The sequence below is a fragment of the Cytobacillus solani genome (genome assembly GCF_006704205.1).
GTDB classification, from domain to species: Bacteria; Bacillota; Bacilli; order Bacillales; family Cytobacillaceae; genus Cytobacillus; species Cytobacillus solani.
Genome location: NZ_CP041305.1, coordinates 3409704 through 3423968, shown reverse-complemented (window position 1 = coordinate 3423968; position 14265 = coordinate 3409704). Strand labels below are relative to the sequence as shown.

General features: G+C 37.6%; 16 protein-coding genes. 4 read left to right on the top strand and 12 right to left on the bottom strand.

Going from position 1 to position 14265, the window contains the following annotated elements:
• Positions 1-20: 20 nt before the first annotated feature.
• The 5 genes from FI644_RS17110 to FI644_RS17090 all read right to left on the bottom strand — a co-directional run bounded on the left by FI644_RS17110 (position 21) and on the right by FI644_RS17090 (position 3203).
• Complete coding sequence (locus FI644_RS17110) at positions 21-806, bottom strand: DUF92 domain-containing protein (RefSeq protein ID WP_053477011.1); 786 nt, start codon at positions 804-806, stop codon at positions 21-23.
• Positions 799-1371 carry a 5-formyltetrahydrofolate cyclo-ligase gene (locus tag FI644_RS17105; RefSeq protein WP_142108652.1) on the bottom strand — a complete coding sequence of 191 codons (573 nt, stop codon included), beginning with the start codon at positions 1369-1371 and terminating at the stop codon, positions 799-801. The genes FI644_RS17110 and FI644_RS17105 overlap by 8 nt, the downstream gene beginning before the upstream one ends.
• An 844-nt stretch (positions 1372-2215) precedes the next feature.
• A complete protein-coding gene (gene rpmG, locus FI644_RS17100) occupies positions 2216-2365 on the bottom strand; it encodes a 50S ribosomal protein L33 (RefSeq protein WP_009332954.1) in 150 nt (49 codons plus the stop codon).
• Positions 2366-2530: 165 nt separating this feature from the next.
• Positions 2531-2722 (bottom strand): winged helix-turn-helix domain-containing protein, encoded by a 192-nt coding sequence (locus FI644_RS17095; protein WP_246066959.1) that lies wholly within the window; start codon positions 2720-2722, stop codon positions 2531-2533.
• 58 nt (positions 2723-2780) lie between these two features.
• The gene (locus FI644_RS17090) at positions 2781-3203 is read right to left on the bottom strand and encodes an FHA domain-containing protein (RefSeq protein ID WP_142108650.1); all 423 of its coding nucleotides are present in this window, start codon (positions 3201-3203) and stop codon (positions 2781-2783) included.
• A gap of 223 nt (positions 3204-3426) precedes the next feature.
• Between FI644_RS17090 and pbp4 the strand changes: the two genes are divergently transcribed.
• Both pbp4 and FI644_RS17080 read left to right on the top strand, forming a co-directional pair.
• Positions 3427-5403 (top strand): penicillin-binding protein PBP4(5), encoded by a 1977-nt coding sequence (pbp4, locus tag FI644_RS17085; protein ID WP_142108649.1) that lies wholly within the window; start codon positions 3427-3429, stop codon positions 5401-5403.
• Entirely contained in the window at positions 5404-6237 is an 834-nt protein-coding gene (locus FI644_RS17080; protein ID WP_053477015.1) for a hypothetical protein, read from the top strand.
• 60 nt (positions 6238-6297) lie between these two features.
• Here the strand turns inward: FI644_RS17080 and FI644_RS17075 are convergent, their stop codons facing one another.
• Together FI644_RS17075 and FI644_RS17070 are read right to left on the bottom strand one after the other, a co-directional pair.
• Positions 6298-6924 carry a hypothetical protein gene (locus tag FI644_RS17075; protein ID WP_053477016.1) on the bottom strand — a complete coding sequence of 209 codons (627 nt, stop codon included), beginning with the start codon at positions 6922-6924 and terminating at the stop codon, positions 6298-6300.
• Positions 6925-6946: 22 nt separating this feature from the next.
• Entirely contained in the window at positions 6947-8320 is a 1374-nt protein-coding gene (locus FI644_RS17070; protein ID WP_082446654.1) for a glycosyltransferase family 4 protein, read from the bottom strand.
• A 395-nt stretch (positions 8321-8715) separates the two neighbouring features.
• On the opposite strand from FI644_RS17070, the gene FI644_RS17065 reads away from it, so the two are divergent.
• Together FI644_RS17065 and FI644_RS17060 are read left to right on the top strand one after the other, a co-directional pair.
• Positions 8716-9105 (top strand): hypothetical protein, encoded by a 390-nt coding sequence (locus FI644_RS17065; RefSeq protein WP_053477017.1) that lies wholly within the window; start codon positions 8716-8718, stop codon positions 9103-9105.
• Positions 9098-9568: an endolytic transglycosylase MltG gene (locus FI644_RS17060; protein ID WP_053477018.1), complete on the top strand. Its 471-nt coding sequence runs from the start codon at positions 9098-9100 to the stop codon at positions 9566-9568. Before FI644_RS17065 ends, FI644_RS17060 begins: the two co-directional genes overlap by 8 nt.
• Positions 9569-9597: 29 nt before the next feature.
• Here the strand turns inward: FI644_RS17060 and phoU are convergent, their stop codons facing one another.
• From phoU to FI644_RS17035, 5 genes are all read right to left on the bottom strand, one after another.
• Positions 9598-10260: a phosphate signaling complex protein PhoU gene (gene phoU, locus FI644_RS17055; protein WP_053477019.1), complete on the bottom strand. Its 663-nt coding sequence runs from the start codon at positions 10258-10260 to the stop codon at positions 9598-9600.
• Positions 10261-10317: 57 nt separating this feature from the next.
• Positions 10318-11106 carry a phosphate ABC transporter ATP-binding protein PstB gene (pstB, locus tag FI644_RS17050; RefSeq protein ID WP_053477588.1) on the bottom strand — a complete coding sequence of 263 codons (789 nt, stop codon included), beginning with the start codon at positions 11104-11106 and terminating at the stop codon, positions 10318-10320.
• Positions 11107-11179: 73 nt separating this feature from the next.
• Positions 11180-12058, bottom strand: coding sequence for a phosphate ABC transporter permease PstA (pstA, locus tag FI644_RS17045; RefSeq protein ID WP_053477020.1), 879 nt, complete (start codon positions 12056-12058; stop codon positions 11180-11182).
• Positions 12059-13009, bottom strand: coding sequence for a phosphate ABC transporter permease subunit PstC (gene pstC / locus FI644_RS17040; protein WP_053477021.1), 951 nt, complete (start codon positions 13007-13009; stop codon positions 12059-12061).
• 94 nt (positions 13010-13103) lie between these two features.
• Positions 13104-14096, bottom strand: a complete 993-nt coding sequence (locus tag FI644_RS17035; protein ID WP_053477022.1) for a PstS family phosphate ABC transporter substrate-binding protein — start codon at positions 14094-14096, stop codon at positions 13104-13106.
• Positions 14097-14265 lie beyond the last annotated feature (169 nt).

Below are 14265 nucleotides of genomic sequence, written 5' to 3'. Positions count from 1 at the left end.
CTAGTTTGGGATAATCTTTATTATTTTATCCAAACGAATAGAATCCCTAGAAGAGCCGCTAACAGACCAGAAGAATAGTTAACAAGGTCATTATTCATAAAGGGTAGTCCTCTAATGAATATTGTTTTTTTCCCACAATGGCTTAAGGCCTCAACTTCTGTCTTGCATACTTCGCATCGGTAGACTGCCTGAATGAAAGCACCAAGTACGGTATCAAAAAGATTGCCAATAAATCCAAACACAAAAATAACAGTTGCTTCAATAATTGTCAGATGAAAAAAATAAAAAGCTAATAAAGAAATCGTGAAAGCTCCGCTGATTGCCGCAAAGGACCCTAATAAACTCACCGCTCCAGATGTTCCTGCATCAATTGGTTTAAATGTTCGAATGAAGAAAGGACGCCGCTTACTTAAAGAACCAATTTCCGAAGCCCATGTATCTGAGTTTGCAGCAGCAAGTGATATAGCAAAGCCAATGATCCATATCGTTTTAGGAAAAATAAGGTATAAAAGACTAAAAAGAGCAGCCGTTCCACCATTTGCGACAACTTGCTGCCAATCACGTCTTGATCCTTTTTCATGACGTCCTTCTATTTCCAATTTATTTCTTCTTTTATATTTTGACCAATAGCTAGAGCTGGCAAAAAAGAAGCCGAGAATGATTAATCCTTTTATCCCAAAACCAAGACTAACAGCAAGACCGACAAAGAAGGCAGCAATAGTGCCTGACATCGTCAATAATCGATAAGAATACCCACAATATGCCATAGCAGCAATAAATAAAATAAGAAAAATAATATTAATCATTCATTTTCTCAGCCTTCTTCACAGTAATTATTTTGTTAACTGGGATATCATGCCCTTCAATCGGAAGTTCTGTTACAAGCTGCGGGGTAAATGCGAGTGAAATCGTCTGTCCTGTAAAACTCGCAAGGTAACGATCATAATAACCTCCGCCAAATCCAACTCTGTAACCGTTCTGTGTAAATGCAAGCCCTGGTACAATGATTAAATCAATTTCATTTGCTGGAACTTCTTTTGTCACTGTTTCAATCGGCTCTAGTAATCCATAATAAACGGATTCTACTTGATTAAATTTCGTTAATGTCCGAAAGACCATTTCCTTATTTCTAGGAAGACATTTAGGAATGACTACTCGCTTCCCTTCTTCCCATGCTTTTCTAATGATCTGGTATGTATCGACTTCTGGAGATTTAGAAATTGTCACCCCTACTGTTCTTGCTTCCTTCCAAAGTGCATCCCGGAAAAGTAGCTGGGCAATTTCATAAGAATCATGTTCATATTGAGGCTTCTCAATTTTTGCAAGTTTATCCATTATTTGCTTACGAATCATTTGCTTCTCATTGATCATCTCTTCATCCCCCAATTATTACTGATCAGTCGCCTTCGCTTTTCTTTGTCTAGCTGCGGCTCCTAGCGACTACTAGACTTCAGGCTTCCTCCTTACGATAAGTCAACATCGAATCGCTATCGCTCTTCGTGTTTCCTTTATCTCTGTCCGGAGCCCTCCAGTCCATACGTCGCTGTTCAATCGCCTTCGCTTTTCTTTGTCTAGCTGCGGCTCCTAGCGACTACTGGACTTCAGGCTTCCTCCTTATGATAAGTCAACATCGAATCGCTATCGCTCTTCGTGTTTCCTTTATCTCAGTCCGGAGCCCTCCAGTCCATACGTCACTGTTCAGTCGCCTTCGCTTTTCTTTGTCTAGCTGCGGCTCCTAGCGACTACTGGACTTCAGGCTTCCTCCTTACGATAAGTCAACATCGAATCGCTATCGCTCTTCGTGTTTCCTTTATCTCTGTCCGGAGCCCTCCAGTCCATACGTCGCTGTTCAGTCGCCTTCGCTTTTCTTTGTCTAGCTGCGGCTCCTAGCGACTACTGGACTTCAGGCTTCCTCCTTACGATAAGTCAACATTCGAATCACTATCGCTCTTCGTGTTTCCTTTATCTCAGTCCGGAGCCCTCCAGTCCATACGTCGCTGTTCAGTCGCCTTCGCTTTTCTTTGTCTAGCTGCGGCTCCTAGCAACTACTGGACTTCAGGCTTCCTCCTTACGATAAGTCAACATTCGAATCACTATCGCTCTTCGTGTTTCCTTTATCTCAGTCCGGAGCCCTCCAGTCCATACGTCGCTGTTCAGTCGCCTTCGCTTTTCTAATTTTATTCAACAAAAAAAGCAGTAGGAATCACCCCACTGCTTATTTTGTCTCACGATGTGTAGTAGAACGCTTATCTCTTGGGCAGTATTTTTTAAGCTCAAGACGATCTGGATTGTTTCGTTTATTTTTTTTAGAAATATAGTTACGATCTCCACATTCTGTGCAAGCTAACGTAATATTCACACGCATGTAATTTCCCTCCAAACTATTGATGACTAGTTCGTTCATACGACTTTTCTATAATATCACTTTTTATTATGAAATGCTAGTGTGTTTTTTAAAAGTGAGTTTTTTAATTATCATTCGACTTGGATTTCTATCTATTTTATTGTTTCCATTAAGTCATATTTGTTGTTAACTTTTGATGGATTCCATATAATATCCCTTTTGAGCGACTGATTTTATTGCGAAGTAGCCTTTTACACGCTTACGTACCCGGTATAGCAGTGAAGCAATTTCTTCTGCAGTCACAACTTGATCAGGGTCTCCAACTCTCTCAGGCCATACATTTTTGATAATCTCTTCCTTCAAAATTAGATGGTCCATATTCTCATACAATAATTTTAAGCAAGTAAATTCCTTTGCAGATAATTTAATCGGTGTTTCACCCAATGATTAAATTATGAAGATGATCATTAATTGCAATATTTTGCGGTATGGCTACATTCATTGAGGTAAATTCCCTTGTGACTTCATTGTCAATACATATATATAGTTCAATCAACCCATGAATCAAAGTTATTTTATCACCAGGTTCTATATAACAGGGCTCATTGGGCACAAGTTCCATCTCGTTTACTGCTGTGCCATGTTTGCTCCCCAAATCCTCTATATGGAGCTTGCCTCCCTTCATATGAATTCGACAATGTTCCCTTGATACGAAATCATTATAAAGCTTGAAATCAACATTAGAATGCTGGCTAGCACGGCCAATCAAAAGGCTTTTCCCCTCAGAGATGTAAGCAAAATCCTCAGCTTGCCCTTTATGAGTAGATTTCAACACAATCTGAAAAGTTTTGGTGCTCATTCTCTTATAATCTCCTTAAAAATCGAAATATTGCGAGTCTTTTTATACACTTATCATTTCCTATACATGGTTGATCCATAGACTCAATTTTATAATTATAAAGGATCAAACGCTTATAAATAAAGAAAAAGCAATTTAACGTCAAATTGTGAAAGAGGGATTTTCAATAAAGAAAGGATTATTATTTTTGCTGATTATTTTAGTGGGGTTGGGAGGAGTTCTTATGTGGCAATTTCTCCAAGTTTACCAAGGGTCACCTGAACAAGTATTTAATGATTATGTAAAACAATTCTCTGAACAAAATTTTGATGGTATGCTGGATCATGCATCAATAGAAGAATTAGAAAACTATAATTATACAAAAGAAAACCTAACTGATAAATATGACGCGATCTTTACTGGTATGGAGGCATCTTCAATCAGTGTATTATCAAAGGAACTTCAATACGATGAGGCTAGCAAAGAATATGAAGGACGCTTTAATGTAAAGATTAAAACCTTCCTTGGTGATATAGAGACAGCATACAAGGCTAATTTTTCCAAAGGTGATAGGGGGAATAATGGCAAGGGATGGAAAGTGAAATGGGATCCTTCTATGATCTTTCCGGGAATGGAAAAAGGAGATAAAATAAATGTCCGTACATTTTCCCCAAAGAGAGGTGAAATCCTTGATAGGCATGGAAATCCAATGGCGATGGATACGGAAGTATATGAAATGGGCATTATCCCAGGCAAGCTAGGAAGTGCAAAAGAGGAAAGCATCAAAAAGCTCAGTGATTATTTTGATCTCCCTCAAGAAACCTTTATTCAGGCTCTAAATCAAAAATGGGTATCTGATGATGTCTTTGTGCCTATTGCAACAATGCCTAAAGGTTTTCAAGTAGATAGTATCGCCGGAGAGGATCTGCCAGGCATCTCCTTCCAATCAAAAAAAGTTAGGTATTATCCAGATAAGGAAAGCAGCGCACATCTAATTGGCTATGTGAAAGAAGTGACGCTTGAGGACTTGGAAAAAGCCCCGGAATATACAATCGGTGATTATATCGGAAAATCGGGACTGGAGGAAGTATATGAAAAACAATTAAGAGGGAAAAAGGGTGGCATCATCCAAATCCAAGATGAGTCAGGAAAGCAGAAAAGTATTATCAAAAAAGTTGATGCCGTCGATGGGGAAAACATTAACCTTACGATCGATTCAACTTTGCAAAATGAAATGTATCAGGCTATGAAACAGGATGCAGGTGCCGTAACAGCAATGAATCCTGTAACTGGGGAAATGCTCGCATTGGTCAGCTATCCTTCCTTCGACCCGAATTTAATGGTAAGCGGAATGACAGTAGAGCAATGGAAAGCATATAGTGAAGATCCAAAGCTTCCATTTTTAAGCCGTTTCTCAAGCTTGTATGCTCCAGGTTCAACTTTTAAAGCGATAACCGCTGCTATCGGACTGACAGTTGGAACAACCTTCCCTGAGAAAAGACGGGAAATTTCCGGCTTGCGCTGGAAAAAGGACAATAGCTGGGGAGGCTACTATGTAACACGTGTGAAAGATGTGCCTTCAGTTAATATGGGAGAGGCATTAGCCTATTCAGATAATATTTATTTTGCACAGGAAGCTCTTGAAATGGGGGCTGACGTATTTGAAGAACATGCTCTTACCTTTGGTTTTAAAGAAGGATTTAGTCTGCCAATTTATTTAAAGAAAAGCCAACTGTCGAATAATGGAATTAGGAATGAAATTTTACTGGCTGATTCCGCCTATGGTCAAGGAGAGGTACTAATGTCTCCTGTTCATTTAGGTATTGCCTTTACCCCTTTCATTAATGGTGGAGATATGGTCATGCCTGTACTGCTTGATGATGAAAAAGCACCGGTGCGCAAAACGATCATTACAAATGATGTGGCTAATCGTGTGAAAGAGGCATTAATTCAAGTAGTAGAGCTGCAAGGGGGTACCGCTCATAATTTGAAGACGAATATGGAGATTCTTGGAGCGAAGACAGGAACCGCCGAGCTTAAGAGCAAAAAAGGAGAAGATGGATTAGAAAATGGTTTTGCTGTTGTTTTCGACACAAAATCTCCCTCTATATTAATTACAGCCCTTGTAGAGGATGTGAAAAATCGTGGTGAGAGTCATTATGTAACAGCGAAAATAAAGCCCATTCTACATCATTACCTTACCCGAAAGGAGTCCAACTAATTGTACGTTAACAAGAAAGAAAAAAGTGACGGTACCAAAAAATTGTTAGTCATTGTTATTTCCTCGATGCTGATTTTTCTTCTTGGTATACTGACCGTTTGTTATTTCTTTATTTATCCTTCGTCAGAGAATCATATAACTGAAAAGGAAGAGGAAAAAAATATAAAGGAAGAAACCATTCCTATTGTGGATGGGTATGGAGGAAGTTATCTTCATACCATTGGACAAAAGGTTCGACAAAAAGACTGGGGAACCTTTACATTGCAGCAAATATCACCAATAAACAAAACGTTTAAAATATCCACTATGGTCATACAGTTAAAAGAGATAAAAATGATAAAGCTATCCCAGATAAATGAAGAAAGAAAAGAGGAACTAAGGGAATTTACTGGATTGAGCTTTGCTGAAACGTATGAATTATATTATAAAGATAATCTAACCATGGCAGAGATATACGAGAAAGAAGCATTAACAAAAAGTGATATAGGGAAAGAAATTACATATTTTGAAATCTCTTATACCGTGGAAAATACTTCTTCAAATGAGCTTCAATTTTTCAGTATGGAAAACGTATCTTTCAATAATCAAATAAATTACAATGTGCCTGAAAAAAACTTCATTTATTCGGGAGATACATTAATGGGAACAAAAAGTGTAAGCAGAATTGATAATAAATCAAATGAGGAAAGAGAAGGGCTAATCGGATTATTAATTGATCCTGATAAAAATATCGATGAGCTAACCTCTTTTTCATTTACAACCTCTGATATTCTTGATGGAGATTCTCATAAATTGATTACAAAAGCTAAAACGTATACTATTACATTAAACTAATTAGAAGAAGCCTTGCTGAGTGGAATCTGCAAGGCTTTATTTTATCGCATAGGATGTGAATTAATTAATAATTTTACCTGTTAAAAGTGAGCTGTTTAAATGTATTAATTCAGCATCATTTTTCCCATTAATGACCCATGTTTCACCAGCAAATGTTCCTTTCCCCTTAAAATGATAGTCATATATTAACAAACTAACCACATTTCCTTTGGCCATTGGTCGATATTGTATCTTTCCAGATTCTAGGCAATCCCATATTCTGTTCTTATAAATATTCCAAAGTGGTTGGACCGTACATGTTTTTCTTACTTCCCCTCTGCCCATACATCCATTAACTAGATGTACCTGATCAGCAGTCATATGGAAAACAGCATCTTCTGATGGCGATATAAATGAGACATGGTCGTTATCCCAATATTGGGATCGGTGTTGGAAAAGAACTTTAACAGTTTCAGGATGATTGTGATGATTGGTAAGCTCAAAACTAACTAATTGCGTATGATTTTGATCGTATTCTTGTTTTAAATGCAATGATATCCCTTCTTCTAAAAGAAGTTTTTCTTTCCCTTGTTTCATCCAGTACGTTTTCCCGCTCACCCAAATTCCTGGGATCACAAGAAGCCCATCTATTAATGCTTGCTGTTTATCCTCAGAAAAATGTGATTGAATACAAGTTTCTATTTTCATTGTTCCTTCACCTCCGCAAGTACTAAAAATCTAAATAGTAAGCCTTTAATGTTTCCTTATAAACTCTGATTGTTTCCTCTGCAATTCTTTGCCAACTAAAGTTTTTTTCAACCATACTTTTCCCATTAAGACCCATTTTTTTAGCCTCTATTTTATTTACCAGAAGATTAGAAGCCAATTCGATAAAGCTTGATGCATCTCCTGCTGTCATCAATAGACCTGAAATTCCATGCTTGACTATGGATTGTAACCCTCCTGTCCGAGAAACGATGACTGGCTTCCCATGCTGCATCGCTTCTAAAGCTACAATACCAAACGGCTCATATTTGCTTGGAAAAACAGCTAACGTACAAATTTTAAAAAGGGCATTCTTTATCTCCTCAGAAATAAATCCGACAAAAAACACATTGTTTAATTTAAGCTGCATGACTCTTCTTCGATATTCTTCAAGCATCGGTCCTTTTCCGGCAATAATAAAATAAACGTCAGGAAATCGATCCTTCATTAAAAAAGCTGCTTCTATCAGCGTGTCAAACCCCTTTTCCTTGACGATTCGCCCAATAGAAAAAATTAGTTGTTTGTTTTCCTGCAGCGGTATAGACGATAAAACATCCTTTTCCCATCCAATAGGCAAACTTTTCTCGACACCATTTGGGATAATGGCGATCTTTTTTTCACTTACTTCAAAGATCTGAACAAGCTCGTCATTCATATATTCACTGCAAACAATTAAATAATCGGATGTTATTACTAACTGCTGTTCCTTTTCATGAATATAGCTTTGCAGTTCAGTATAGATTCCATTGTTTCTTCCATACTCTGTCGCATGAATGGTACTAATAAGGGGGAGTTTAAGACTAGATTTAATAAAGATTGCACTTTCACCAACAAGCCAATCATGGGCATGTATAATCGAAAAATAATGTTTTCTTGCTAGGTGTAATGCCTTCTCAGCAATTGCTACATTTAAACCCTCAACCCATTTGAAGAAATCACTGTTGTTTTCACTGTAAGATTGCACACGATAAATATAAACTCCCTCAGCAATTTCCTGATCGTTCAAATGGCCTGGATTTGCTGTTATCACATACACCTTATACCCTAATTTTTGAAGAGCAATTGAAAGGCCATACACATGCTTTGCAAGGCCACCAATTAGATGTGGGGGATATTCCCATGCCAGTAGAAGAATCGATAAATATTCAGCCTTTTCTAATGCAGGACAATGACTTTCATCCAATACGTACTCTTGCAAGAGTTTTTCTAGGTCCTTGCTTTTTTCACCTATAAATTTTCTTTCAGCTGCTTTTTCATAATAACTATATGTACTCACATGTTCTGACCATGGCAATGAATAAGTGGGCAACTCACTCTGCTTCGAATAACCGATATTCATGCTTTTCTTCCTACCTCTATCCATCATCCACCCCACTACAATAAACACGAAAGACAAATAACTAAATTATGATAAAAAGAAGCATAATATTCCTATTTCTCTATCTTTATGTTAGCATCGAAACACATGTCTCACAATGAACAGAAATTGTCGTTTCATGCTACATCCTTACTTCACTAGTAAAATAGAGAAAAAAAAATTTATCGCTCAGCTATAATTATGTAAATCGACAAAATCCAGCTTATTTTCATTAATTAAAACGACAAAACAATTGGCCATTTTCTCTGGTAAAATGAATCTCATCGAATTTTGTCGATAATCATGGTAAAATATGTTCATGACATGCAGTAAGTGTCAATATTCATTTTGTATTGTACAAAATCGAGGTGTTTTTTTTGGAATATGTAATGATTGGTCTACTCGCCTTTGCATTGATTTTGTTGATTATTTCCGCTTTTTTAAAAGACCCCTATAAAATGATACGGGAGGAAATCGATCAGCTTTCCATGCAGCAAATTCAAGAAATGTATGTAATAAAAAAGAAACTAAAAGTGTTAGAAGAAGAATTGCTTGTAGGCGATGAAGCATTTCGTCCCTCTCCATCGATACGACAACCATTTCCTTCGGAAAGAAAAGAAGTACATGAAATTATTAAAAATCAAGTTTGGTCACTAGCTCAGCAAGGATTAACTGTTGATCAAATTTCTCGACAATCATCCTTATCATCGAATGAGGTGGAAACTATTTTAAGCGAGATGATTGAAAGAGGGAAACGGTATGAATAGAAGAAATACACGAGCTTTTGCCTTTGGAGTACTGATCTCTGTTTGTATCATTGGAATTTTTTATTTTAATATAGGTGATAAGAAAATACCTGAAATGAATATAGATCATGCAAAAAACTTTTTAGAGGAAAAGGGATATGTTGTTTTATCAAAAGACAAATATGATCAGATGGAAAAGACCCTTTCTAATCAGACAAATAAAGCAGAAAAAGAGCAATCCCCACTGCCTGATCCCCCTAAATCCGAAGAATCAACTGCTGCATATCAGCTAGAAATTGTGAGTGGGATGGTTTCACGTGATATTGCGGAGATACTTGCAAAAGAAAAAGTTATCGATGATGCAAACAGATTTGAAGTCTACTTAGAAGAAAATGGATACAGCAAAAAAATCCAGCTTGGCTCATTTAATTTAACAGCAAAAATGAGCTACAAGGATATTGCAAAAATCATTACAAAAAGCTAAAGGAGTCAGTCCTTTAGCTTTTTTGTTTGTTAGCTATTGTTCAAATCATATTGCCGTCCCTTAACAAGATAGAAAATATGTTCAGAAATATTCGTTACATGGTCTGCAGCCCTTTCCAGGAAACGGCAAATAAAGGAGAGCTGAGTAATTTGCGGTAAAAACTCTGGATTTTGCAGATTGATGTGTAATAGGTCCCTGATTGTTTGACCATATAAATCATCAACTTCATCATCCATATGAGCAACATTCTTTGCCTTAACAATATCTTCATCGTTAAATGCCTCTAAAGATAATTTCAGCATTTCTAAAGTAAGCATATGCATTTGTTTGATATGAATAATCGGTTTCACTAGTGGTTCTGCACCGATACGAATCGTTGATTTTGCAATATTTACTGCATAATCGGCAATCCTCTCAATATCTGTCGCAATTTTGATTGCAACAATTATTCGCCTTAAATCAATCGCAACAGGTGCCTGCTTAGCAATCAAAAGAATCGCAAAATCATTGATTTCCTCATACATCAAATCAGCCTGTGCATCATCATCCATAATCTCAAGAGCCAATTCAATATTCTGTGTTTCAAGTGCCTCAATCGATTTTGTTAATGCCTCTTGAGCAAAGCTGCCAATCTCCAGTAATTTCCCTTGTAATTCCTTTAAATCATAATCAAACTTTCCTCTTACAGACATGCCACTATTTCTCCTTTCATCCTTCAAGCTGTTAGCAGATCATTCACATCTTGTTTATTAGCCAAATCTGCCGGTGATATAATCTTCTGTTCGTTTGTCAGCAGGATTGGAGAAAATTTTGTCTGTGTTCGTAAACTCAATGACCTCCCCATTTAAGAAGAACGCTGTTTTATCTGAAATACGTGCAGCCTGCTGCATATTATGTGTGACAATAATAATGCTGAATTCCTTCTTTAATTTTTGAACAAGTTCTTCGACTTTTAATGTCGAAATTGGATCAAGAGCAGATGTTGGTTCATCCATTAAGATGACATCAGGTTCAATGGCAAGACAGCGGGCAATACAAAGACGCTGCTGCTGTCCCCCTGACAGCCCAAATGCATTTTCATTTAAGCGATCCTTGACCTCATCCCAAATAGCTGCTCCTTTTAAACTTTCCTCTACGATTTGGTCAAGCACTTTTTTATCCTTTATTCCGTGAATCTTTGGACCGTATACAACATTTTCATAGATTGATTTAGGAAAAGGATTCGGCTTTTGGAAGACCATCCCTACTCTTGTACGAAGCTCTTCTACGCCATATGATTTATCAAAAATATTTCGTCCGCGATATTCAATTTTTCCTGATGTCTTTACACCTGGCACTAATTCAATCATTCGGTTTAACGTCTTGATGTATGTGGATTTTCCACATCCTGATGGTCCAATGATCGCCGTTACTTCATTTTCATAAATATCTAGATCAATATTTTTGAGCGCATGGTTATCCCCATACCATAAGTTTAATTCACTGGTTTTATAGACAAGCTCTTTATTTTGAAGTGCATCCCTGTTAGTATCAGTCATCACAAGTCTTACTCTTGGTTTTTCAATCGTTGCGTTCATCGTTTCTGTCTCCCTTCATCCTATACAGCTTGACTTAGTAGCGTTTTTGAAATTTATTTCGAATGAAAACGGCGATAGAATTCATAATAATCAGCATGGTCAGCAATACGATAATCCCTGCCGCTGCTACACCTTGGAATTCCTCTTGTGGACGTCCTGTCCAGTTATAAATTTGCATTGGCAATACCGTAAACATATCGAAAACAGACTTTGGCAAAAAGGCAAGAAATAATGGCAAGCCGAGAACAACTAATGGAGCTGTTTCACCAATTGCCCTTGATAAAGCAAGAATTCCACCCGTTAAAATCCCAGGGATTGCTGCTGGCAGTACAACATGAAGAATGGTTTGCCACTTTGTTGCCCCCATCCCATAGGAAGCTTCTCTTAATTCCTTTGGAACTGCCTTTATCGCCTCCTGTGATGCAACAATAATAATTGGAAGGACAAGCAGGCTCATCGTTAATCCAGCCGCTAAAACGCTTGTTCCAAGAGCTAATGCCCGGACGAAAACAGTCAAACCTAATAAACCAAAAACGATCGAAGGAACCCCTGCAAGATTCGAAATATTCACCTGAATAAACCTTGTAAATCGACTTTTCTGTGCATACTCTTCAAGATAAATCGCAGTTCCAACACCTAGCAGTAAAGTGACAGGTGCAACTACACCCATTAACCAAATTGTCCCGATTAGGGCCGTTTTAACTCCCGCTTGCTCTGGTTTCCGTGACGGAAGGTTTTGCAAAAACTGAAAATCAAGATAGCCAATTCCTTGAGTAATTACCCGATATAATAATATGCCTAGGATTAACAAGCCAAATATTGTTGCAGCCATAAATAACAGCCGAAAGAAAATATTTGAAACGATTCTTGGCTTCATATGCTTTAGCACTTTTGTATGGTCGATTAATTTCATTTAATACTCCTCCCTGAAACGGCGAGAGATAAATTGAGCGAGCAAATTCATTCCCAATGTGAACAAGAATAACGTAAACCCGACAGCATAAATGCTGTAATAGATTGTCGTCCCATATCCCGCATCCCCTTGGCTTACTTGCACAATATAAGCCGTCATCGTCTGAATGGAGCTTGTGACATCCCAGCTAAGATTTGGTGTAGAACCCCCTGCAACGGCTACAATCATCGTTTCTCCTATCGCTCTTGATATCGCTAAGACGATGGAAGCAATAATTCCTGAAATAGCTGCTGGAAGAACAACCTTTATCGCTACTTCAAATTTTGTTGAGCCAAGAGCCAGAGCACCTTCGCGCATCGAATTTGGGACGCTTGACATGGCATCCTCAGATAGTGAAGCAATCATGGGAGTAATCATAATCCCAATGACAATCCCTGGGCTTAGCGCATTAAAAATTTCAAGGGAAGGTATGATTTCTCTTAATAAAGGTGTTACAAAAGTTAAAGCAAAGAATCCATAAACAATTGTCGGAATGCCTGCTAGTACTTCCAGTATCGGTTTAATGATTCTGCGTGTTCGATCAGATGCGTACTCACTCAAAAAAATGGCAGATGCTAAGCCAATCGGTACTGCAACAATTGCTGCAATCATTGAAACCTTCAATGTTCCTGCAACAAGTGGAAGAATCCCATATGATCCTTGTGTTTCTGAGAAAGGATACCACTTTTGTGCAGTCAAAAACTCTTGAATGGGAACTTTCGTAAAAAAGGTAATGGTTTCAGCAATTAATGTTAGAACAATCCCAAGCGTTGTCAGCACTGATACGATGGCTGTAAGCAATAATACAAATGGGACAATTTTCTCTACTTGAAGAATCTTACTCTTCTTTTGCTTCTTTTTCTGTATGAGTTCTTGAACAGAAAAAGAATTTGATGTTTTTTGTAAGGCCAAAATGAAAACCCCTTTCATCCGTGTAACGAAGGAAGATGAGAAGCACCATATTTACGCACTTCCCATCTTCAAGTGAAGTTTATTGCATTTATTCTTACTTTAACCCCTCTAATACTTTAAGTGCCGCTTCATACTCTTCATCTTTTAATTTTACGTAGCCTACATCTTCAGAAAGCACCGCTGCATTATCAAGTGTATATTTAACGAACTCATACACTTCTTCATTTTTCAATGATTCATTTTTTACATATGTGAAAAGAGGACGTGATAATGGAGCATATTCTCCGCTTTCAACCGTTTCATTCGTCGGTTCAACTGGTCCATTTCCTCCATCAACTGGAACAACCTTTAATTTATCTTTGTTTTCAGCATAATACGCATAGCCAAAATAACCGATTGCATTTTTATCACCTGTAACACCTTGTACTAATACATTGTCATCCTCAGAAAGTGTTGCATTTTCAACAATTGGTGCATCTTCTAAAATGACTTCATTGAAGTAATCGTATGTTCCAGAATCCGTACCTGGAGAATAGAATTTAATTTCTTCTTCCGGCCATCCTTCACGAATATCTGACCATTTTCTTGCTTTTCCATCTTCAACCCACATTTTCTTCAATTCATCAACTGTTAAGTGGTCAACCCACGTATTATCTTTATGAACAACAACGGATAGTCCGTCATTTGCTAATTTAAATTCAGTATAATCAATTCCCGCTTCTTCTAATTGCGCCTTCTCTTCATCTTTAATTGGACGAGAAGCATTGCTCATATCTGTACTTCCTGCGATGAAGGCTTTGAAACCGCCACCTGTACCTGAGGATGCCACAGAAACCTTCACTCCTGGCTGCTCCATACCAAACTCTTCAACAACTGCCTCCATAATCGGATAAACCGTTGAGGATCCATCAAGATTTATTTCACCTTGAAGCTGCTTATTCTCTTCACTAGCTTTCTGTTCTGTACTAGTTCCTTCCGCTTGTGATCCGTTTGCTGTCGCTTCATTATCTGTTTTTCCACAAGCTGCAGTGAACGCAAGCGCTGCTCCAATCATTGTTGAAAGTGCTAAGTACTTAAAGCTTTTCATTTCTTTATTCCCCCTAAGAGATTGGTTGTTTTGTCCTACACGTATAGAATAATACTCCAGCATTAACCTAGTTTTAATTGAATGTAAAGCTTTTGTAAATTACAGCAAAGCGATGTATAAAAATTGATTTCACGAAAAGAATAACTAGTTATTTGCATACAAAAAGCCT

Excerpts from the sequence above, each read along its gene's own strand:
- FI644_RS17035 (WP_053477022.1), bottom strand. The coding sequence starts at position 14,096 with ATGAAAAGCTTTAAGTACTTAGCACTTTCAACAATGATTGGAGCAGCG.
- FI644_RS17060 (WP_053477018.1), top strand. The coding sequence starts at position 9,098 with ATGAATAGAAGAAATACACGAGCTTTTGCCTTTGGAGTACTGATCTCT.
- rpmG (WP_009332954.1), bottom strand. The coding sequence starts at position 2,365 with ATGCGTGTGAATATTACGTTAGCTTGCACAGAATGTGGAGATCGTAAC.
- pbp4 (WP_142108649.1), top strand. The coding sequence starts at position 3,427 with ATGTGGCAATTTCTCCAAGTTTACCAAGGGTCACCTGAACAAGTATTT.
- FI644_RS17075 (WP_053477016.1), bottom strand. The coding sequence starts at position 6,924 with ATGAAAATAGAAACTTGTATTCAATCACATTTTTCTGAGGATAAACAG.
- FI644_RS17110 (WP_053477011.1), bottom strand. The coding sequence starts at position 806 with ATGATTAATATTATTTTTCTTATTTTATTTATTGCTGCTATGGCATAT.
- FI644_RS17070 (WP_082446654.1), bottom strand. The coding sequence starts at position 8,320 with ATGAATATCGGTTATTCGAAGCAGAGTGAGTTGCCCACTTATTCATTG.
- phoU (WP_053477019.1), bottom strand. The coding sequence starts at position 10,260 with ATGTCTGTAAGAGGAAAGTTTGATTATGATTTAAAGGAATTACAAGGG.
- FI644_RS17095 (WP_246066959.1), bottom strand. The coding sequence starts at position 2,722 with ATGGACCATCTAATTTTGAAGGAAGAGATTATCAAAAATGTATGGCCT.
- pstB (WP_053477588.1), bottom strand. The coding sequence starts at position 11,106 with ATGACTGATACTAACAGGGATGCACTTCAAAATAAAGAGCTTGTCTAT.
- FI644_RS17105 (WP_142108652.1), bottom strand. The coding sequence starts at position 1,371 with ATGATCAATGAGAAGCAAATGATTCGTAAGCAAATAATGGATAAACTT.
- pstA (WP_053477020.1), bottom strand. The coding sequence starts at position 12,058 with ATGAAATTAATCGACCATACAAAAGTGCTAAAGCATATGAAGCCAAGA.
- FI644_RS17090 (WP_142108650.1), bottom strand. The coding sequence starts at position 3,203 with ATGAGCACCAAAACTTTTCAGATTGTGTTGAAATCTACTCATAAAGGG.